This window comes from Tropicimonas omnivorans (assembly GCF_031846565.1).
In the GTDB taxonomy this organism is placed as follows: domain Bacteria; phylum Pseudomonadota; class Alphaproteobacteria; order Rhodobacterales; family Rhodobacteraceae; genus Tropicimonas_B; species Tropicimonas_B omnivorans.
Genome location: NZ_JAVRHL010000001.1, coordinates 1,013,092 through 1,034,644, shown reverse-complemented (window position 1 = coordinate 1,034,644; position 21,553 = coordinate 1,013,092). Strand labels below are relative to the sequence as shown.

The following is a 21,553-nucleotide window of genomic DNA, read 5'->3' as shown; positions in this document are numbered from 1 at the left end:
TCTCAGCGCATCTGCAGGCCACCGTTGATGTCCATCGTCGCCCCCGTGATGAAGGCGCCCGCCGTTGAGGCCAGGTGACAGGCCAGCGCGCCGACATCCCGAGCCGCGCCGAACCGACCGACCGGGATCTGTGACGCTAGTAGGTCGAGCTTGTCTTTGGGCGCCAACGCCGTCGCCTCGGTCAAGATCGGGCCCGGCGCAATCACGTTGGCCGTGATGCCATAGGATGCATATTCATGCGCGATGTAGCGAGACAGTCCGATAATGGCCGCTTTGGAGCTGGCGTAATGCGCGCCCTGCACCTGGGGTCCGCCGCGCTGTCCTGCCAGAGAAGAGAGGTTGATGATCCGGCCCCATCCGGCGTCCACCATGTCGGGCACCATGGTCTGGGTCGTCAGCAAGATGCCGCGGAGGTTCACTGCGAAGACATCGTCCCATTCCGTCTCGGTAAGCTGGGCAAAGGGCTGCGCTACGGTCCGGGCCGCATTGTTCACGAGAATTCCTATGGGGCCGAACCGGTTGCGCGCCCGTTCCGCGGCGGCCTCGACCGAAGCACGGTCGCGGACATCGACACTCACGCCAAGCGCAGCGGGACCGACATCGCCAGCCGCTGCCTCGGCCCGATCCGCATCGATATCAGCAAATACCACACTATGCCCGGCCTGCGCCAACGCGAGCCCTATCGCCTTGCCAAGACCCTGACCGGCGCCCGTGACGAAAGCGACTCTCGAATGTTCACTGTCTACTAGTTCTGCCATCTACTCGGTTCCGAAGAAGAGCGGATGACCCACACGTGTCTGCATCGACATGTACTGGTTCAGCCGGGACCCCTTGAATGGCGTGCGGAGAAGGTTCGTAACGGCGACGGAAGCCTCGAAATCCGGAATATCGGCCAGAATGTACGAGATGAAAGGAAAGCCGTTGCCAGCCCCGCATTGGACCAGGTCATCGTCGAACGTGCCCAGCACCTTCACTCCGAAGCGCCCTTCGAGGTCGGCAAAAGCCTCTTTCAAGGCCGCGCCAATCTCGCGGACTTCCTCGGGCTTGGCCCGGAAAAAGTCCTCCTTGATCTCGATGCAAAAAAGGGCACGCAGGCCTTTTCCCACTAGGTCTTCCAGTTCCATCCGACCACTCCTATGTTGGCGCACATATGTCGCCTTACCAAGCAATATCGGATCCATCAAGAACCGATACTGAGGCAAAACGCGAAGGTCGAACAGAAATTTCTATCTACTATCGGTATCTACATGCAAAAAAATGACGAGATCCGAAAGGGTTGCCGACAGAGGAGCTGTTATGGGCATACGTGATCAACTTACCACCAACCACGTCTTCGATCCGGTGTACGTCCGGCGCAGCGCAGACTACGCCGTTGATGCCATCGCCAAGGCGATCTTCTTCTGCCACGTCAAAATCGGTGAGAAGCTGCCCTCGGAAAAGACGCTGACAGCGCAGCTTGGCCTGAACCGAACCGCCCTTCGGGAAGCCCTGAAACGGATGGAGAAGGACGGTATCCTAGAGGTGCGGGCGGGCGCTGCGGGAGGGGCTTTCGTCGTCGGCCGACCGCCGGCTTCCTACGTCCAAATGTTCCTGCCGACCCAGGTCGAAGTCGAAGATTTTGCGGAGATCCTGATCACGCGGCGCGCCATAGAGCCCCAGATCGTCGAGCTGGCCGCCTCGCGCGCCTCTCCGCAAGAACTCCAGGAGATGCGCGACATCCTCGCGCCGCTCGAGGAATTGCGGGGGCGAGACCACTACACGGAAGAAGACATCGAGACGTTCTCGATGGCCGCCCTTCGCTTCAACACAGCGCTGGGGCGGGCCACACACATGCGGATCCTCGAGACGATCATGCAGGTTCTGACGCAGCAGATCGAGCCGATCCGTCGGCGTGCCGCTGCCAAGGTCCCCGCTGCCGCCATAGACACCCTTCTGGCGACACTAGACGCGATCTGCCTTGGAGATTCAGAGAAAATTGCCTCGGTTCTGGCCACGCGCTTCAACTATCTCGAACAAGCCTGGCAAGAAGAAACCGGACGCCAGATTTGGCGCGAGCCCCCACGATTTCTGGCGACGGGAACCAACACTTGACAGACAGAAATTTATCGGTCCTTATTTGAACTGAAATTGGTTTCATGTACATCTGTTCATGGTAAGGGGAGAGTCTTTGGTCATGATCACAAGTCCGCTCAATGCCGAACATGACTTCACCAAGGGCATGCACGTCGTCCTGACCGGCTCCGCCTCCGCACTGCCCGACCCTTTCCGCGGCGGGGCTTCCGCAGCCGTCACCATCGATGGCACCGTTCTGCAGTTTGATTGCGGGCGGATGGTCCTAGAGAACCTGATGCGTTGCGGGATCAACCCGGTGGAGATCGACGAACTCTACCTCACCCACCTGCATTTCGATCACATAGCCAGCTTCGGCTACTTCATGATTGCAAGCTGGATCGCAAGCCGTCAGGAGGATCTGCCTGTGACCGGTCCCGCCGGCACGGTGAGGATGGCAAATGATCTTGTGTTCAAAGGCCATTATGCGGATGTGGAGTTCGGGCGCGGTCTCGTCAGCACATGGCGCGCCGATGTTCCCGGTCGCCCGAGAGACGAGCCACCGTTCACCGCGCGTGACGTCGAGCCCGGGCTGGTGACCGAGACGGACAAGTACAGGATCACTTCCGTCGAAGTTCCGCATTTCCAACAGTTCGGCATGCGTAGCCTCGCTTACCGGGTGGATTGCGACCACGGCTCTGTCGTCGTCACCGGCGATTGTCGACCCTGCCCGGAAGTGCCGGAATTGGCAAAGGGTGCGGATGTCCTGATCCAGGAATGTGCCAAGCCGGATGGCGACATGTTCACCACCGGCAAGTTCTCTCGGTCTTCCTCTCTGGAGGATGCGCAGAAGGAGCATACACACCCCCATTCGACGCCAAGTTGGATCGGTGAAGTCGCGCGGAAGGCGGGGGTGAAGACCGTCGTCGCCACCCACGTGGCCCCCTTCGGTGCCCCGCCCGCCTCGCGAGCCATGTCGAAAGTCTACTACGGCGAAGAAGAGGCCCCCGAGGACATCTTCGACCGTTACGCCTCTCGGATCGCAGAGACGTTCGACGGCAACGTCCACGTCGCGCACGACGGCCTGATCCTCAAGGTCTGATGGCACGGGACAAGGCCGACCAAAACCAAAACATCAACGGGAGCCTTTCGATGACACTGCACCGCATCCGCATTACACAACGCTTCGCCGTTACCCTTGCACTGCCTATCGTTATCGGCGGGACCCTCCCGCTCCATGCTCAGGATACGCCAATCGTCGTTGGCGCCCCCGCGCCGGTCGCAGCGCTTTGGCCCGTCTTCGTTGCACAGACCAACGGTACCTTCGAAGAAGCAGGTCTTGACGTGACCACGCGCTACGTCGGCGGTGGCCAGGGCCTTCAGCAACTCGTTTCGAACGATCTGCAGATCTTTGTTACAAATCCCGATCAACCGGCGCTCGCTCAGGATCGGGGCGCGCCTGTCCAGGGATTCATCGGCATGATCAACACGCCGTTCAGCCTGTTGGGCGCACCGGGCGTAACGTCGTTCGATGACTTGCAGGGCAAGCGGATCGGGACCGCGGCTATCGCCAGCTCCGACGCGACTCTTATCTCGACAATGCTTCTCGAGAACGGGCTGGCGAAATCGGAATTCGAAGTGTTCCAGACCGGATCCGGGTCGAACAAGATCGCAGCGCTCCTGTCGGGCAACGTGTCGGCCGTCACGCTTACACAGCCGCAGGACTTTATCTACCTGAACTCCGAGACAACGGCAGTGCGCCTCGCTCTATCCTCCGACGTCGTGGATTCGCAGGCTATTGCCGCCTTCTACAATTCCAATTGGGCAGACGACAATCCGGAGGCCGTCGATGCGTTTGTCGAAGCCGTGCGGGAGGGCAAGAGTTTCCTCCTCGATGAGGCGAACCGCGATGCAGCCATAGAATCGTTGGCCAGCTCGGCCAACGTCGCACCGGAGATCGCCGCCGAGATCTACGACTTCTATCTGGAGGAAAGCCTCTTCGAGACCGCCCTCGAACTCGATCTGGACATGCTAGATACCTATCTCGATATGGCGCGTGAAGCGGGGATCGGAGACTTCGAGACCGCATCCAACTACTTCGTCACCACTTGGTCCGATGCCGAGGAGTGATCGATATGGCCGCTGCACCCGACGCCGTCCATGACCGACAGGCTTTCCGTGACCGGGAAGCCGGCAAGAAGAAAAGGGCCCGTCGTGCGAGATGGGCCCAAGTTGGCATAATGGCGCTGTCTGTGGTTGCCGGAATCGCCATTTGGCAACTTCTGTCCATGTTGACGAACGGCGACCTGGTGTTCGCCGGGCCGATCCGCACGTTCGACAGGCTGCTTTCCGTTGCGGTCGATGGAACGCTCTGGAGCGACTTCGTGATCACCGCCACGGAATTCTGCATCGCCGCGGTCATGGCGATCGTTGCCGGAATAAGTATCGGCGTCATCGTCGGCTATTTCCGCACCGTCGGCGTCCTGATGGAACCTTGGTTGGCAGCCGGCTACTCCACGCCGTTGATTGCGCTCACGCCGCTGTTCATCCTGTGGTTCGGCATCGGCATCTGGTCGAAGGTGGCCGTCTGCTTCATCGTGATGGTCTTCCCTATCCTCATCAACACTGCCCTCGGCGTATCGTCCGCGGATCGCAATCTCATCGACGTGATGCGGTCACTGCGTGCCTCGACGCTGCAAATCATCAGCAAAATCATTATCCGTGGATCGGTCCCCTACATCGCAACCGGGATTCGTCTTGCCGTCGGACGCGGGTTCACCGCCGTTGTTGCGGGTGAACTGCTGGGCTCGAATGCCGGTATGGGCTACCGCATCCTCGTCGCGTCTCAGACGTTCGACGTATCTCTAATCCTCGCCTACGTCTTCGTGCTGGCACTCCTGGGCGCTGCAATGATGATGGCTGTGGATGCCCTGAGCCGCGCCTATGAGGCGCGTCGTACCTGAACAATGCCCGCGGGGATCACAATGGACATGCAGACCAAAGACGCTGACACCGTGGTAGAGGCTCAGAACATTCGGATCAACGAAGTGTCGAAGGCGTATCCGACGCCCCAGAACGAGCAAATGGTCGTTCTCGAAGACATCAATCTTGAGATCCGACACAATGAATTTGTCTGTCTCGTCGGGGCAAGCGGCTGCGGCAAGACGACGTTGCTGAAGATCCTCGGCGGCTTGGTGGAGCCGACGTTGGGCAATGTCCAGATCGGGACCGGGGTCGAGAAAGAGCCACTTATGGGCTTCGTCTTCCAGGCAGACTCGTTGATCCCCTGGAGGACTGTGCAGCGTAATGTCGGTCTTGGCCTAGAGCTTCAGGGTGTACCTCGCGACAAGGAAAACCGCAGGGTTTCGGACGTGCTGGAGATGGTGAAGCTCTCGGGTTTCGGACGGCACTTTCCGCGCGAGCTTTCTGGCGGAATGCGACAGCGGGTGAACATCGCCCGCGCCCTAGCCATGCAGCCGGATTTCCTGCTGATGGACGAACCCTTTGCGGCGCTCGACGCGCAGACCCGCGAAGTGATGCAGTCGGAGCTTCTGGCGCTGACCCAGCGACTGAACTCCACCGTTGTGTTCGTTACCCATCAGATTGACGAAGCGGTTTTGCTAGCGGACCGTATCGTGGTCCTTAGTAGCAGGCCCGGCCGCGTCAAGAAGATTGTTACCCCGCCTTTCGCGCGCCCTCGCGATCCGGGGATCCGCAGGAGCAAAGAATTCATCGATATGGTCAATGGGATCTGGAGCCTGATCCGCGATGAAGTCGAGGAAGGCATCGAGCGAGAGCTGCTCGGCTCCTGATTAAATTGAAAACGGACGCGATGCGGTAGACGCATTTAGCCGCTGTATCTATATCCGATCTAACGTCTTTCGTAGGCGAGGCGGACGCGCCAGACCGGTGTCCGCAAGGGAGTGTTCTGAAGTTTGCGTATCCGGGCGGGCGCATGCGGTTTAAGATGCTCAAGGGCCGAAGCGCTCGCCGAACATTATCGCGAACCGTTTGCGGGCCGCAAACTATTCCCGGACGTTTCCACCATCCCTTTCGAAGTTACGGATCGCCAAATCGATCAACTTCGTGGCGGCGTCCTCGGTCGGGAATGACATGAGGCTGATCTTCAGCTCCTTCATCAACCCGGCGGCGCAGGCAGATCCTCAGGCTGCTCGCAGCCTTTCAGAAGTTCCTTCGAAATCGCCATCGTCTTGCTCCCTTATAGGAAGCGGGGACCAGGCACCTATTACACAGAAGGTCGGACACTCTCGTCCGCAATCAAAGAAGCCGGCCGATCACGTCCTAGCTCTTTGCGTTCGCACGCGCCTTACGGTCCCTGCGCCGCGCACGCAGGTCTGCAAGCGGCAATGCGACCACTATTGCGATGCATAGCAGCAGGATCGCGGCACTGAAGGGCTTGCCAAAGAAGCCCATGACATCGCCGCCCTGCAGCAGCATGGATCTACGGAAGTTCTCTTCGATCATGGGGCCCAGGACGATCCCGATCAACAATGGCGGGATCGGAAAGCCGAGGACCATCATGAAATGCCCCACAAGCCCAAGTCCTGCCAGCAAGTAAAGCTCCGCCGGCGCGTAACTTACGCTGTAGACACCTATACAAAGGAACCCGATGATCGATGGATAGAGAATGGAATAGGGGATCGTCAGAATTCGCGTCCAGATTCCGATCAGCGGAATATTCAGGATCAACAGGATCAGGTTGCCGATGACAAAGCTGGCGACCAGTCCCCAGAACATCTCGGTATTGGTCTCAAGAAATTGTGGACCAGGCGCGATACCGTGGACCATCAGGACGCCGAGGATCAGGGCCATGACCGGATTACCCGGAATGCCAAGCGTGAGTGTCGGAATGAACGAGGTCTGCACGGCTGCGTTGTTTGCCGCCTCCGGCCCCGAAATTCCTTCGATCGCGCCGTAACCGAACTTCTCAGGTTTCCGGTTGATCCGCCGTTCGACCGCGTAGGATACGAATGAAGCGATCGCACCGCCCGTACCGGGAAGCGCACCGAAAAAAGAGCCAATGCCGGAGCCCCGCAGGATCGCGGGCCAGGATTGTCTCATTTCCATCCGCGTTGGCAGCATGTTCCGAAAACTGATCTTCTCGGTGATCTCCTTTTCCTCCCGCTGCCCCGCGCTCCGGATCAGCTCGGTGAGACCAAAGATGCCAAGAGCCACCGCCACGATAGAGACCCCGTCATAAAGGCTGGGGATCCCGAAGGTATGGCGAGCGACGCCGCTATTTATGTCGATACCGATAAGCCCGATGGATACGCCCAGAACGATCGTCACCAGAGATTTCATTCTGGTAGCAGCCGATACCATCGATGCCGCGACAAGGCCCAGAACCATGAGCGCAAAGTATTCCTGTGAGCCGAACTTCAATGCCAGTGCCGCGATGGGGAAGGCGAAGCCTGCGAGCAGGACGATGCCGATTACACTGCCGACGAAAGAAGCAATAGTCGTGACGAAGAGGGCCACCCCGGCCTTGCCTTTTTTCGCCATCGGATAGCCATCGAGAGCGGTTATTGCCGTACTCTCCGTGCCCGGTAGGTTCAGAAGGATCGATGCCGTAGAGCCGCCATAGGCCGAGCCATAGTAAATGCCCGCCAGCATGGCGATTGCGGTGATGTGGTCGAGATGGAACGTCAGCGGCATCAGAAGCGCCACAGAGGCAAGGACGCCCACGCCCGGTATCACGCCTACGATCATGCCGAGGCAAACCCCGAGCGTGCAATACGTCAGAGCATCCGCTGACAGGGCCCATTGCAGGCCCGCGACGGCATCAGGACTCAAAAGACCGGCCATTTGATTGCCTCGATTTGCAAGCCAAGCGCCACTCGGAACAGAAGGACGCCGAAGGCGGCGACGATGATGGAAGTAATCAGACCTTGCCGGAAAGAGATGCGAGGGTCCGCCAGGGTGCTCGACCAGACCGCCAGACATGTCGCCGGGCCAAGCCCGAAGGTCTCGATCGTTAGCCCGAAAACGATGATTGAGGCGGGTAGCACCGCAATGGCCCGAACGTTCGCTTCGAGCGAGTACAGGTTTTCGGCTTTTCCGACGATTTGCCTAACACCCGTCGCGGCAATCCCCACGCCCAAGAACACGAGGAGTGTCCCCAGGACGAACGGAAGGTAGCCTGGCCCCATCATGACCGCCGTTCCCATCGGATAAGCGAGCGACGTCAGGGCATAGACGCCGCCGATCACGATCACCGCCGCACCGGCGACGATGTCCTTGTTGCGAATGATAGAGAGCATCGGCTCACCCAATCAAAAGGTCTAGTTTCTCCGCGTTTTCTTCGAAGGTCGGGGCGCAGCCCTGGAGGATGCGCCCGCCCGCGGCGAAAATCGGCGTCAGCGCATGCCGAGGCCATTCTCGTCGATCACAGTCTTGTTCGAGGCGGAATCCGCCTCCAACCGGGACAGCCAATCCGCGCTGTTCAGGAAATTGGGCGCCTGGTTGAGACTCGTCGCGAAGTCACTGAACTCCGCGCCCGTCACGACGGCTTCGCAGGCTGTTTCAAGCATCTGGCGTTCTTCCTCGGGGATATCAGCCGGCGCGAAGAGCCCGGCCGAACCGGTCTTGACGATTTCGTATCCCGCCTCGGTCGCCGTTGGCATATCAGGGAGCTGCGAAATTCGATCACGGGTGAAGAGACCGATGATCTTGACCGGCTGATTGACCGTGGTGCCAAGACCGAGGCCGCCCATGACGACCTCCCCCCCCAGAACGGCCTGAAGGGCCGCCGCATCGCCATTATATGGCGCGTGGGTGAATTCCGTTCCCGTCTGCGAGGCCAGCTCCGAAAGTGCCACATGCGGTATGGTGGCGACGCCCGCGCTGCTAACGAGAATCCGTTCGCCGCCTTTCGACGCCTGGACGATATCGTCCAGCGAGTTGTGGGGAGAATCCTCTTGGACAGCGAAAACCACGGGAACTTCGAAGACCTGGCAGATATACGTGAAGTCGTCGAATTCGTAAGCAAGGTCCTGCATATGTAGTTGTGACACGAAGGGCCCGGCCGCGGTTAGACCAAGCGTCCTCCCGTCAGCCTTTGCATTCCCAACCAGCGTCACGCCGATGCTGTTTGCCGCGCCGGGACGGTTCAGAGGCACGAAACTGGTTCCAAGTTCCTCTCCCAGCTGCTCGAGAAAGGCGCGTCCCAAAATATCGACACCGCTGCCTGGCGAGGATGGAATGACCACATCGACCGAACTGGCAGGGTAGTCCTGCGCTGCGACGGGATGGATAATCGACGACGCAACAAGCGCAGGCACCAACGCAAGAGAAGATTTCATCTGAGGCTCCATGTTGTTTTATCGTTTCTTTTCATGCAGCCCGCTCAGGGTGAACCGAGGCCACCAGGCAAGATGAGCGTCGTACGCGCCCTATACCCTAAATGAAGCCTATCGAACTTTTGGTTCAAATCAAGACCGTTAATGGTAGTAACGCCGACTTCTTCGGTTGCTGCCGATGCTGTCCGCACGGGGACGGCCTGTCGTATGAGGTCGTGTCGTATTTCTGGTGGAAATTTCCGTGGCGGCGTCGTCCGGGCATGTTGAAGCTGCGTCCGATCAGGCTGCACGCTTCGGCGCAGGCCGGGGTCGCCAAGCTGCCGGCGGCGGAGATCGTCGCCCGAGTCGAACAGGCTTTCCCGAGGGGCCGCCTCGATGCACGGGAGGCAGATGCCGCCCTTGGTCTTGTCGATCCGCCGGAGATGACGGTGGCCGATGCCCTTGCGCAATACTGGTCGCTTGCAGAGCCCGATCACAACCCGCGGCCTCTCCGAATAGCTGGAGGAGATCGGGGGCTGAGGTCAGTTCATTTGCTGTCGGACGCGCCCGCATTCGCGCTGGAAAAAATCGGCAGCGTCTACGCGTTGAAACGGTCCCAACGAAAGGGTGAGGGGTCGGCGACGGGCGGGCGGTCGAGTACCAGGTCGGCAGTCAGGCGGGCTATGCCGGGGCCTAGCCCGAAGCCGTGGCCGGAACAGCCGGAGGCCAGATACGCTCCGGCCAATCCGGGAATGCGGTCGATCACCGGGACGGCGTCGGGTGTCACGTCGATCACGCCTGCCCAGGCATGGGTGGTCTCTATGGTGTTGAACGCCGGGAAGGACCGTCCGGCGTTGCGAAGCGCGCGCTTGAGAAACAGGCGCGAGGGCTTCGGTTCGAGGGTCCGGACGGCTTCGAAGATCGTGGACGTGTCGGACTCCCAGTGTCGCGGCACTGCCATTGCCTTGAAGAACGAGGGTCCGAAGCGGAGGTGGAACTCGCGCCAGTTTTCGCGCAGGCGCGGGAGGTATTGGCGAAACAGACGAAAGTTGTCGGGGAGGATCTCTGCAATATTGGCGTTGCGAAGGGCAAGCGTGTGCCCTCCGTCAAGCCGCGGGCGGAACGAGAAATCCTCGGTCCCGAAGGGATGCTCGGGCAGACCTTTCGCGCCCATCACCCGGGCGACGGTGCCCACGACCCGCAATTGCGGGAAGTCGATGTCGTGATTTCCGAGGAGCGTCCGGCTCCACGCCCCGCCTGCGATCACGACCTTCTGTGCATGGATACGACCGTGTTCCGTGATGACTCCAGCGACGCGCCCGGCCTCGATGTCCAGCGAGCGGACAGCGCAACTCGTCAGGATATGCGCACCTGCCTTCCGCGCGGCGTTGGCCATGGCGGGAACAGCCAGCCAGGGTTCGGCACATCCATCGTGCGGCGACCACAGGGCCATGCGAACCTTGCCTGAAATGCCGGGTGCTGCTTGCCTGACCTGCTCGGCGCTGAGCAACGCGGTCTCGACCCCATGGCGTTTGCCGATCTCGTGCCAGGCTTGCCAATGTCTGGCATCACGCTCGGTAAATGCGGCATAGGTGATCCCCGTTTGGCGAAATCCGGTTGCGCCTTGAATGCGCGCGTCCAGGTTGCGCCAGAGGTCGAGTGAGTGGGCGGCGAGCGGCAACTCGGCTTCGGCGCGGCCCATCTGCCGCACCCATCCCCAGTTGCGCGAGGATTGCTCACCGGCGATCACGCCCTTTTCGCACAGGGCGACAGACAGCCCGGCTTCGGCGAGCTCCAGCGCGGTCATCACGCCGACGATGCCGCCGCCGACGACCACCACATCCGCTGCCTTGGGCATATCCTGATCGCCGGCAAAGGGCGCGACCGGCACCGAGATACCCATCACTTCGCCTCCAGTTCGATCCAGATGGTCTTGGTCTGCTGATACTGGCCCATAGCCTCGAGCCCGTTGTCGCGGCTGAGCGATCCAGAACGCCGATACCCGCCGAACGGCGTCGCGACATTGCCTTCCGAGAAGCCGTTGACCGAAACGGTTCCCACCGGCAGGGCACGGGCAAATCGGAACGCCTGGTCGATATCCTGGGTAAAGACCGACGCGTGCAGGCCGAATTCGGTATCCCTGGCGATCTGCAGCGCCTCGTCATCGGTATCGACGGCGATCAGGCCCAGCACCGGCCCGAAGATCTCTTCACGGGCGATCTTCATGTCCGGCGTGACCTGGTCGAAGACCGTGGGACTGATGAAATACCCGCCCGAGGCGTCCGGCGCCGTCCCGCCCAGCAGCACGCGCGCGCCCTCGTCCTTGCCGGCTTGCAGGTATCCCGCCACCCGGTCGCGATGCTCGGCGGTGATCATCGCGCCGATGTCCGTCGCCGGATCCATCGGATCGCCCACGCTGAAGTCTTTCACCCGCGCCAGGACGCGTTCCACGAAGGCGTCGTAGTGCCGCCGGTGGATGATCTGGCGCATGTTGGCCGAGCAGTTCTGGCCGCCATTCCACAGCGCGGCCATGACCGCGTGCTCGACCAGCGCATCTGAAATCCTGGCGCCTTCCAGCACCAGGAACGGGCTCTTGCCGCCCAGCTCCAGCCCCACGGGCTTGAGGTTGGACTGCGCGGCGTATCCCAGGAGGAACGCGCCCACTTCGCCCGACCCGGTGAACGAGACCATGTCGATATCGGGGTGCTGGCCGATGGCCTTGCCTGCCTGCTCGCCAAGGCCCGGCAGGATGTTGAGCACCCCGTCGGGCAGCCCCGCCTCGGCGGCCAGTTCACCCAGGCGCAGCGCCGTCAACGGCGACTGCTCGGCGGGTTTCAGAACGACGGAGCAGCCCGTCGCCAGGGCGGGGGCGAGCTTCCACGCGGCCATGAGCAGCGGAAAGTTCCAGGGCACGATCAGGCCCGCGACGCCGATGGGCTCCTGCACGATCATGGAGAAAGCGCCTTGCCCGGTGGGGGCGACGCGCCCGAAGCTCTTGTCGATCGCCTCGCCGTACCACTGGAAGAAATCCGGCACCTCGCCGGCCACTTCGTTCTGGCAGTCGGTGATTGTCTTGCCGCTGTCGAGGCACTCCAGCAGCGACAGTTCCTCGCCGTGATCCCTCAGCAGCTCAGCGAACCTCAGCATCGTCTTCTTGCGATCGACCGGATCGCACCGCGACCACGAGCCGGCATCGAAGGCGCGGCGGGCGGCCTTCACCGCGATGTCCACGTCGGCGGCATCGCAGGCGGCCACCTCGGCCAGGGGCGCGCCGGTTGCCGGATTGCGCGTGACAAATGTCATGCCGGACTGCGCATCGACGGGCGCGCCGTCGATCCAGGCCCTGGTCTCGATCCTGACCTTCGCGGCCTTCTCTCGATTACGATCAGCGTCAGTCATGGGAAGGCTCCGTCGAAGAACTGGACAAGAAGGGAGGCGGGTCGAAGGCCCGGATGGGCGGCACCGGGCCCGTCCATTTGCGCAGCGCGACGCGGCCGATCTGCCCGGTGCACCCGTGGGTCAGCTGCGATGTGCCCTTGTCGTGCGTCAGGACATTCGCATTGCCATGGACACAGAATACTGGCGCCAGCCCCTCGGGGTCGTCATGCGGATCGAACCAGGCGCCGGTTTGCAGGTGAACGACGCCGGCGCGCACATGTTCGGTGATCTGGACCCCGGCAAGACACGCGCCCCGGTCGTTCTCCATCCGCGCGATGTCGCCGTCCTGCAGCCCGAGGGCCGCGGCGTCCGCCGGATTGACCCGGACCTTTTCGCGGCCCTGGACCTTGTGCGCGGCCGATGTCGCGCCGAAATCCAGCTGGCTGTGCAGCCGCGTCGAGGGGGCGTTGGCGATCAGGATGAAGGGCTCATCGGGGGTTGGGCCGCGCTTGTGCGGGCGCCAGACCGGCAATCCCGGGGCGTCGTCGTAGCCGTAGCCGGCAATCTCCTGCGAGAAGATCTCGATCTTCCCGCTTGGCGTACCCAAGGGCCGGCCCTCCGGATTGTCGCGGAACTCCTGGAGAAACCCGCCGGTGTCGTCCCGGCATGGCAGATCGATCCAGCCTTTTTCCCAGAAAGCGTCGAAATCGGGGGCGTCGAGGCCCATAGCCTCCAGCGAGGCGCGCGTCGGTTCGTACAGGTGGCGCAACCAGTCCTCGGCCGAGCGGCCTTGCGTGAAATCAGCGTGCTCTGCCGGGCCCAGGGCAGCCGCCACGGCCGAAAGGGCGTCGTAGTCGGAACGCACGTCGCCCTTCGGCGGGCACAGCTTCTGCATGGCGAACAGCCTGGGATCGTTGCGCGTCCCACCGAAATCCGACCGTTCCAGCGAGAAAGAGATCGGCAGGACGATGTCGGCGGATTTTGCCGTGGCGGTCCAGACCTGCTCCTGCACGACAAAGGTATCGACGCGCCCGATGGCCTGCGCCAGGCGATGCAGATCCTGATGGTGGTGGAACGGGTTTCCGCCGGCCCACCACAGAAGATGGATGTCGGGATAGGCGTGCTGGACGCCCATGAAGCTGAAGGGCGCGCCCGGGTTGAGCAACATGTCCGATATCGCCGCCACGGGGATGAAGGCCTGGCAGCGGTTCGTGCCTTGCGGCAGAACCGGAATGGGAACCGCCACTTTCTGGCGCCCGGTATGCGCAAGCGATCCGAAGGCATAGGTGAAGCCGCGGCCCGGCAGGCCGATCTGTCCGACCATTGCCGCCAGTGTCATCGCCGCCCAAACGGGCTGCTCGCCGTATTCCGCCCGTTGCACGGCATGCGCCACGGAAATCAGCGACCGCTTGCGGACCAGATCGCGCGCAAGCTGGGCGATGGTCTGGGCCTTGATTCCGGTGATGCGCTCCGCCCAGGCCGGCGTCTTGGGGCCTCCATCGGCATCGCCAAGCAGGTAGTCGAGAAACCGCCCGTAGCCGACGCAGTACGTCTCGAGGAATGCCGTGTCCTCCAGCCCTTCGTCCTGCAGCACATAGGCCATCGCCAGGATCAATGCCGTGTCGGTTCCCGGCGTGATCGCGTGCCAGACGGTCCCGATGTCCTCCGGCATGTCGTCGCTGATGGGGGAGAACAGGTGAAAGGCCCCGCCTCGAGCGGCGATCCGGCGCATGCAGTCATGTTCGATGTGATCGCTGACGCCGCCATTGCCGATCGCCGAGTTGCGCGGCGGCATGCCACCGAAGCTGACGATCAGCTCGGTCTCGGCCACAACCTGTTTCCACGAGACGGTGTTTCGGGAGATCTCCGCGAAGCTTCCGATCAAGCGCGGCAGCAAGGGGGCCGCCGCACCGGCGCTGTAGCTGCTGACCCCGCTGACGTATCCCCCGAAGGCGGTGTTCAGGAACCGGTGTATCTGGCTCTGGGAATGGTGAAAGCGTCCCGCGCTGGCCCAGCCATAGGAGCCGCCGTAGACGCCCTCGGGGCCGTGGGCCTCGCGCACGCGCCGAACTTCGTTCGCCAACAGCTCGGCGACCCTGTCCCAGCTGACTTCGACGAAGGGCTCGCCGATCGGGCGGGGGCGTGGTCCGGGGCCGCGGCGCAGCCAGCTTTCGCGCACCGACGGGCGCAGGACGCGGGCAGGGTGATCCAGGGCGTGACGCATGTTCTGCAGGATCGGGCTGGGCGCGCGGTCGCCTTCGTGGGGCTGGATATCCAGCCCGTCGGTGCCGCGCCCCGCACGAAACGCGCCCCAGTGGCTGGAATGAACGACACTATCGGGCACGGTCAAAATCCCTCGGACGGCAGTGATTCAGCGTGGTGGCACGCAACGTTGCGCGCGTTGACCGGGCGCAGTTCGGGAATGACCGTCCGGCACAGATCCGTGGCGAAGGGGCAGCGGGGGTTGAAGCGGCAGCCACCTGGCGGATCGAGCGGTGACGGCGGCTCGCCTTCCGGCACTGTCGGGGCCGAGTCGCGCTCGGGGTCCGGGACCGGCGAGACGCTGCGCAGCAACCGGGTATAGGGATGGAGGGGCGCATCGAAGATCTCGCGCGTGGCGCCGCTTTCGATGATCTGCCCCAGATACATCACGGCCGTCCGCTCGCAGAAATGCCGGACCACGCCCAGATCGTGCGAGATGAACGCAAAGGCGATCCCGCGTTCGGATTTCAGCCGGGCCATCAGGTTGAGAATCTGCGCCTGCACGGACATGTCGAGGGCCGAAACCGGTTCATCCGCGATGATCAGCTTCGGCGATAGCACCAGCGCGCGCGCGATGCCGATCCGCTGTTTTTGCCCGCCCGAGAATTCATGCGGATAGCGCCCGGCCACGTCGGGCGACAGGCCGACTTCGGTCAGGGTGCTGGCGACCAGATCGTCGATGGCAGACCCTTCGGCAATGCCGTGCACCCGGATGGCTTCGGCCAGTGCGTCGCCGATGCGCATCCGGGGCGAAAGCGAGGCTGCCGGGTCCTGGAAGATCATCTGCACCATGGGACGCAGGCGGCGCAGTTCCCTCAGCGGCAGGTGCGAGACATCGGTGCCGGCGTAGGCAACGCGGCCGGCCTCCGGTTCGACCAGACGCAGGATCGCGCGCGCGACGGTGCTTTTCCCGCAGCCGCTTTCCCCGACGATGCCCAACGCCTCGCCCGCGGCGATCTCGAAGCTGACACCGTCCACGGCCTTCAGCAGGTGGGTTTTCGGCAAAGGCCATCCTCGCTTGACCTGATAGACCACCTTGAGCGCATCAACCGACAGCAGCATCCGACCCTCCCTCGACGTGCAGCCAGCAACGGACGGTGTGTCTGGTGCCTTGGCCCAGCTCGACCGCGGGCGGCATTTTCCCGCAGACGTCCATCGCGTGCGGGCAGCGATCGATGAACCGGCACCCGTCGGGCAGTTTCGCCAGGGGCGGAACGCGACCGGGGATCGAGGCAAGCTCGGACAGATCACGATCGACCCTTGGCAGGCTGGCAAGCAGGGCGCGCGCATAGGGGTGGGCGGGACTTCGGAACAGGTCGCGGACCGTGGCCTGTTCCACCACGTCGCCACCGTACATCACGACCACGCGGTCGGCATGCCCGGCCACGATGGCAAGATTGTGGGTGATCAGCAGCATGCCCATCTTTTCCTGATCCTGCAGCGTATCGAGCAGATCGAGGATCTGGCGCTGCACCGTCACGTCGAGCGCGGTCGTCGGTTCATCCGCGATCAGCAGCTTGGGGCGGCAGGCGATGGCCAACGCGATCACCACGCGCTGACGCATCCCGCCCGAAAACTCGTGCGGATAGGAATCGTAGCGACTCGCCGCGGATGGGATCCGCACACGCTCCATCAGGTCGATCGCGGTCTTCCGGGCCTCTGCCCTGGACAGGCCAAGGTGGTCGCGCAGCGGTTCGGCGATCTGCGAGCCGACCGTAAACACCGGGTTCAGCGCCGTCATCGGCTCTTGAAAGACCATGCCGATTTCCGCGCCGCGGACTTTCTCCATGGCGGCTTCCGGCTCGGCTTCGATGGCGCGCGACCCCAGGACGACATGCCCTTCGCTGATCGTGGCGATCGACGGCAGAAGACCCATGATCGACATCGCCAGCATGCTCTTGCCGCAGCCGCTCTCCCCGACGATGGCCAGGGTTTCACCTTCGTCGACGCTGAAGGAGACCTCGCGCAGGGCGTCGCAGTCGCCGCTGTCCAGCCGCAGCGTCGTGCGCAGGTTCTCGATAGTCAGAACGGTCATGAGGACGCCCTCGGATCATTCGCGTCGCGCAGACCGTCGCCCATCAAGTTCAGGCCGATCATCACGATCAGGATCGCAAGCGAGGGCCAGATGGCGAGCCCCGGGTAGTCGAGCAGGTTGTCGAACCCTTCGCGCACCAGGCCGCCCAGGGTCGCCGCGGGCGGGGGCGCGCCCAGTCCGATGAAGGCCAGCGAGCTTTCGGTCCGCACCGCGGTGGCCAGCCAGAGCGTGGCGATGATGATCATGTCATCCAGAGTTTCCGGCAGGATGTGCCGCGCCACGATCCGCACGTCCGAATAGCCGAGCACCCGGCAGGCGTCGATGTACTCGCGGTCGCGCAACGCCAGCGCCGCCGAGCGGGCCATGCGGTAGAAGGCGGGAAAGGCGGTAATTGCGATCGCGATGATCAGGTTGGTGACGCCTGGGCCCAGCAAGGCCACGATGATGATGCCCGCAACCATCTGGGGGAAGCTCATCAGAAGGTCGTTCGCGGCAGAGACCCAGCGGTCAACCCGTCCGCCGTAATACCCCGAGAGGATACCGACAGACGTGCCCGCGACCATCGCAAGCGCCGTGGAGGCCAGTGCCGTCCAGAGGGTTATGCGCAGGCCGAACAGGATGCGCGAGAAGGTATCGCGTCCGAACCTGTCGGTGCCCAGCCAGTATTCTGCCGATGGCGGCCGGAACCGTGCCAGCATCGATTGGGCATAGGGATCGTGCGGCGCGATGAGCGGGGCAAAGATCGCGGCCAGCAGCACGATGCCGACGATCGTCGCGCCGATGATGATCGCGGCACGGCCTGGCGTGTGCCGTTTGCGCGCCGGGGCCACCGCGGTGGTTGTGTTTGTCATGATGTTTTCACCCTCGGGTCCACGAGCCCGTAGCAAAGATCCGTCAGCGCGTTGACCAGCACGACGAGGATCGCATAGGCCACGACCAGCCCCTGCAGCAGCGTGTAGTCCCGCCGCTCGAGCGCACCGATCACCAGCTTGCCCAGACCCGGACGGTTGAAGACGATCTCGGTCAGGACGGAATTGCCGATCAGCACGCTGAAATAGAGGCCGGTGAAGGTCACGACCGCCAGCAGCACGTTGCGCAGCGCGTGTTTCCAGACGATCCGGCGCGCCGGAACGCCTTTGGCCCGAGCCGTGCGGATGTAGTCGGAACGCATGATGTTCATCATGCCCCCCCGCGTGACACGTGCCACATAGGCCATCATCACGAGGCCGAGGTTGATTGCCGGCAGGGCGAGCGAATTCAGCCTGCCGATCGGGTCCGTGATCGGCTTGGCGGTCGAGATCACCGGAAACCATCCCAGCCAGACCGCGAAGACCAGCAGCATCAGCACCGCCGACACGAAGGCGGGAAACGACAGCCCGCCCAGCGTGACGATCCGGATGGCCCAGTCGGCCACGCCGCCGTTGGACCGTGCCGCGATCACGCCAAGCGGAACGCCCAGCACGACCCCGACGAGGACACCCGCGAAGGACAGCTCCAGGGTGTAGGGAAGAACCTCAATGATCGAGGTCAGAACCGGTCGGTTGGAGATCATCGAGACGCCCAGATCTCCGTGGGCAAGCTGCGAAAGAAAGGCGAGGAATTGCCGCCAGATCGGCTGGTCCAATCCGGTGGCCTCGTGAAAGCGCGCGATCGCCTCGGGCGTGGCCTGATCACCAAGGATGATCAGGGCCGGGTCGCCCGGGACGATACGCACCAGCACGAAAGCCAGCGTCAGCACCGCGAACAGTGTTGGTATCAACGTCAGCAGTCGTTTTCCGAAATAGCCCAGCATACCCTCGCCTTTCGAGCCGTTTACTTGAGGTCGGAGTTTTCCGTGACGATCGGTCCGAGATGCATCTCGGCCTGAAGGTCATACCCCCAGTCCACGTTTTCGCTGCGACCATAGGCGATCAGCTGTTCGTACAGCGGGACGGCGCAGATATTCTCGATGATCTTCGCTTGTGCCTCTGCCCAAAGCGCGTTCTGCGTGTCGGTATCCGTTTCACTCCGCGCGCTCACGATTTCCTCGTCGGCCACGTCGCAATGCGAGAAGTTGGTGGCCCCGGTCGGGGTGGCGACGGTCGAATCCGAGTGGAAGAACTGGCTCAGGAACACATCGGCAACCGGGAAACGCGCCGCCGAATAATAGACGACCTGGCTGAGGTCATCGCGGATCTGCGAGTGGAAGGTCTGGTGATCCACGACATCCAGTTGAAGGTCGATGTCCGCCAGCGCCAGCTGTGCCTGAGCCACCTGGGCGACCCCCAGCATCGTCGGCAGCGAGGTCTGCACCATCTTCAGGGTAATGCCGTCCGGATACCCGGCATCCGCCAGCATCTGCTTCGCGGCTTCCGGATCGCCTTCCCCGTAGATCGGGGTCGAGTCGTCCCATCCAAGGTTGCCGTTCGGCACGACGGAACCGGCAGGCTGCGCCAGGCTGTCGCCGACGAACTGGATGAACTCGGGCCGGTTCAGGGCCGTGGCCACCGCGCGGCGCACCTCGATATTGTCCAGCGGCGCGGACGAGGTGTTCAGGTGGAATTGTTGAAGTTCGGCCGGGCGCATGATGTCCACGACCAGCCCGTCCCGCGACTCGGTGGCATCGATCCATTCCTGATCCTGCCGCCCGTAGGAGACATCCAGTTCGCCCGCTTTCAGCGCCAGATCGCGCGAGGAATCGGACGGGATATAGCGGTAATCGATCCCGTCCAGTTTCGGCGCGCCCCGGAAGTAATCGGGATTGGCCACGAAGCTGACCCGCTCCTGCGGCACATATTCATCGACCATGAACGGGCCCGTGCCGACCGGCTTCGTGCCGAAATCGGCGCCCAGTTCCTCGGCGGCCTTCTTGGAGACGATGTTGCCCCCATGATAATTCGCCACCAGCCCGAGGAAGGCCGGCACCGAGCTGCTCAGAGTGATGCGAACGGTCATCGGATCGACGGCTTCGATCGTGTCGATGGCAGCGTAGTCGGCGGAAAAGGCCGACGAATCCGGGTCCGCGCTGCGGTTGAGCGAATAGACCACATCCTCGGCCGTCACCTTTCCGTAGCCGTGATGAAACTCTACGTCCTCGCGCAGTTTGAACGTCCACTCCGTGCCGTCCTCGTTGCTTTCCCAGCTTTCGGCCAGATCGGGCTCCAGCGCGCCGATGTCGTCCGATCCGGGAGCAAAGCGCACCAGCCCGTTGAACAGCCAGCCGGTGATCGGCTTGTCCGGCGTGGTCGTGGCGCGGTGCGGATCCATCGTGCCGAGGTCCTGCGCCGCCATGCCATATTTTAGGACGCCGTCCGCCAGCGTCGGGTTGGCCGCCAGCACTGTCAGGGCCGTCGACAGCGACAGGATTACAGATTTTTTTAGTTTCATTATGTGAACCTCCAGGTTCTCTGTTGGACGAAGCGATCAGAGAGTCTTGGCAAGGACCGCGTATCGACGCGCCGGCTGCTTTCCCGCCGAGGGAAGGCGCCAATCGTGTCCCGTCTAGGAAGTTCAGCAGGTTGAGTATAAGTCAAATACTGTTAGCTGACGCCAGCAACAGGAAAAGTTATGCTCAACCAGAGATCTCTCGAGGTATTTCGGGAAACGATGTTGTATGGCTCGCTGATCGGCGCTGCGCAGCGGCTTCGGATTTCGCAGCCCGCGGTCTCCCGCCATATCCGCGAGCTTGAAGCCCGCACGGGGTTGACGCTTTTTCATCGCAGCGGAAACAGCGTGACGCCCACAAAGCAGGCATTTGGTTTATTGGCCGAGGTTGACCGCGCGTTCGTCGGGCTCCGGGAACTCGAAGCGCAGGTCAAGAAAATTGCCAATGGTGAAATCGATTCGGTGACGGCCGCCGCCATGCCCGTCGTCGCCACGACGCTTCTGCCGGATGTCGTGGCCAAGCTCACCACCCGGTTTCCCGACACCTCGGTGGAACTCCAGTCCGCCCACAGCAATCACATCATTCCGCGCGTCCGCGGGGGCCTCTACACCCTTGGGCTGGTATCCCTGCGCCAGGCGGTCGCCGGGGCGCGTGCGATCTGGCGCAGCAGCTTTCCGTATTACTGCCTCCTCCCCCCGGGTGACCCGCTGGCCGCGAAGGACTGCATCACCCCGGAGGACCTCGCCGGCCGGCACCTGATCGGATACGCAGATACCTCGGTATCCGGGATCATGCTCGATCGGGTCCTGTCCGGGATCACGCCGCAACCGATCGTACGCCTGCGTGTTCACCTGAGCAAAAGCACGTGGTCGCTCGTCGAGAATGGCTGCGGCATCGCGATCGTGGATACCTTTGCGGCCCACGTTCACCGGTCCCGCAATGGAACCGTGCGCAAGTTCGCGACCGACACCAAATTCGAGCTGACGCTGGTGGTTCCGGAAACGGCCCAAGGCGGCCCCTACATGGAGACGTTCGTAGAGACTCTCGAGGAGATCAGCCAGGTCTACAAAACGGATGCCTTCCTCTGACCGGTTTCGGCGACGATGACGTCGACCCTGGTTTCGAGAGGAAAGATCGATGACCAGAAGATCATCGTAAGTGGGCTAT

General features: G+C 62.5%; 19 protein-coding genes. 6 read left to right on the top strand and 13 right to left on the bottom strand.

The genetic code is table 11. The features are described from left to right. Positions 1-2: 2 nt before the first annotated feature. Complete coding sequence (locus RM543_RS04935; protein WP_311689766.1) at positions 3-758, bottom strand: SDR family NAD(P)-dependent oxidoreductase; 756 nt, start codon at positions 756-758, stop codon at positions 3-5. Beyond that, positions 759-1,124 carry a hypothetical protein gene (locus tag RM543_RS04930; protein WP_311689765.1) on the bottom strand — a complete coding sequence of 122 codons (366 nt, stop codon included), beginning with the start codon at positions 1,122-1,124 and terminating at the stop codon, positions 759-761. A gap of 172 nt (positions 1,125-1,296) precedes the next feature. Here RM543_RS04930 and RM543_RS04925 point away from each other — a divergent pair, with 172 nt between their 5' ends. From RM543_RS04925 to RM543_RS04905, 5 genes are all read left to right on the top strand, one after another. Next, a complete protein-coding gene (locus RM543_RS04925; RefSeq protein WP_311689764.1) occupies positions 1,297-2,091 on the top strand; it encodes a FadR/GntR family transcriptional regulator in 795 nt (264 codons plus the stop codon). 82 nt (positions 2,092-2,173) lie between these two features. Next, positions 2,174-3,151: an MBL fold metallo-hydrolase gene (locus RM543_RS04920; protein WP_311689867.1), complete on the top strand. Its 978-nt coding sequence runs from the start codon at positions 2,174-2,176 to the stop codon at positions 3,149-3,151. After that, entirely contained in the window at positions 3,151-4,179 is a 1,029-nt protein-coding gene (locus RM543_RS04915) for an ABC transporter substrate-binding protein (protein WP_311689763.1), read from the top strand. The genes RM543_RS04920 and RM543_RS04915 overlap by 1 nt, the downstream gene beginning before the upstream one ends. A 5-nt stretch (positions 4,180-4,184) precedes the next feature. Next, the gene (locus tag RM543_RS04910) at positions 4,185-5,012 is read left to right on the top strand and encodes an ABC transporter permease (protein WP_311689762.1); all 828 of its coding nucleotides are present in this window, start codon (positions 4,185-4,187) and stop codon (positions 5,010-5,012) included. A 21-nt stretch (positions 5,013-5,033) separates the two neighbouring features. Further along, complete coding sequence (locus RM543_RS04905; protein WP_311689761.1) at positions 5,034-5,861, top strand: ABC transporter ATP-binding protein; 828 nt, start codon at positions 5,034-5,036, stop codon at positions 5,859-5,861. Between the two features lie 490 nt (positions 5,862-6,351). On the opposite strand, the gene RM543_RS04900 is transcribed toward RM543_RS04905, so the two are convergent. The 11 genes from RM543_RS04900 to RM543_RS04850 form a co-directional block, all read right to left on the bottom strand. After that, positions 6,352-7,875, bottom strand: coding sequence for a tripartite tricarboxylate transporter permease (locus tag RM543_RS04900; protein ID WP_311689760.1), 1,524 nt, complete (start codon positions 7,873-7,875; stop codon positions 6,352-6,354). Beyond that, positions 7,860-8,330: a tripartite tricarboxylate transporter TctB family protein gene (locus RM543_RS04895; RefSeq protein ID WP_311689759.1), complete on the bottom strand. Its 471-nt coding sequence runs from the start codon at positions 8,328-8,330 to the stop codon at positions 7,860-7,862. The genes RM543_RS04900 and RM543_RS04895 overlap by 16 nt, the downstream gene beginning before the upstream one ends. A 96-nt stretch (positions 8,331-8,426) precedes the next feature. Next, on the bottom strand, positions 8,427-9,371 hold the full coding sequence (locus tag RM543_RS04890; RefSeq protein ID WP_311689758.1) for a Bug family tripartite tricarboxylate transporter substrate binding protein: 945 nt from the start codon (positions 9,369-9,371) through the stop codon (positions 8,427-8,429). 574 nt (positions 9,372-9,945) lie between these two features. After that, positions 9,946-11,250, bottom strand: coding sequence for an NAD(P)/FAD-dependent oxidoreductase (locus RM543_RS04885; RefSeq protein ID WP_311689757.1), 1,305 nt, complete (start codon positions 11,248-11,250; stop codon positions 9,946-9,948). Then, positions 11,250-12,746 carry an aldehyde dehydrogenase gene (locus RM543_RS04880; RefSeq protein ID WP_311689756.1) on the bottom strand — a complete coding sequence of 499 codons (1,497 nt, stop codon included), beginning with the start codon at positions 12,744-12,746 and terminating at the stop codon, positions 11,250-11,252. Before RM543_RS04880 ends, RM543_RS04885 begins: the two co-directional genes overlap by 1 nt. After that, positions 12,739-15,069, bottom strand: coding sequence for a molybdopterin-dependent oxidoreductase (locus tag RM543_RS04875; protein WP_311689755.1), 2,331 nt, complete (start codon positions 15,067-15,069; stop codon positions 12,739-12,741). The genes RM543_RS04880 and RM543_RS04875 overlap by 8 nt, the downstream gene beginning before the upstream one ends. A gap of 2 nt (positions 15,070-15,071) precedes the next feature. Then, positions 15,072-16,049 carry an ABC transporter ATP-binding protein gene (locus RM543_RS04870; protein WP_311689754.1) on the bottom strand — a complete coding sequence of 326 codons (978 nt, stop codon included), beginning with the start codon at positions 16,047-16,049 and terminating at the stop codon, positions 15,072-15,074. Continuing rightward, positions 16,033-17,022, bottom strand: a complete 990-nt coding sequence (locus tag RM543_RS04865; RefSeq protein WP_311689753.1) for an ABC transporter ATP-binding protein — start codon at positions 17,020-17,022, stop codon at positions 16,033-16,035. The genes RM543_RS04870 and RM543_RS04865 overlap by 17 nt, the downstream gene beginning before the upstream one ends. Further along, positions 17,019-17,873, bottom strand: coding sequence for an ABC transporter permease (locus tag RM543_RS04860; protein ID WP_311689752.1), 855 nt, complete (start codon positions 17,871-17,873; stop codon positions 17,019-17,021). The genes RM543_RS04865 and RM543_RS04860 overlap by 4 nt, the downstream gene beginning before the upstream one ends. Next, entirely contained in the window at positions 17,870-18,814 is a 945-nt protein-coding gene (locus tag RM543_RS04855) for an ABC transporter permease (protein ID WP_311689751.1), read from the bottom strand. The genes RM543_RS04860 and RM543_RS04855 overlap by 4 nt, the downstream gene beginning before the upstream one ends. 20 nt (positions 18,815-18,834) lie before the next feature. Next, complete coding sequence (locus tag RM543_RS04850; RefSeq protein WP_311689750.1) at positions 18,835-20,388, bottom strand: ABC transporter substrate-binding protein; 1,554 nt, start codon at positions 20,386-20,388, stop codon at positions 18,835-18,837. Between the two features lie 180 nt (positions 20,389-20,568). Here RM543_RS04850 and RM543_RS04845 point away from each other — a divergent pair, with 180 nt between their 5' ends. Next, positions 20,569-21,474: a LysR substrate-binding domain-containing protein gene (locus RM543_RS04845; protein WP_311689749.1), complete on the top strand. Its 906-nt coding sequence runs from the start codon at positions 20,569-20,571 to the stop codon at positions 21,472-21,474. Positions 21,475-21,553 lie beyond the last annotated feature (79 nt).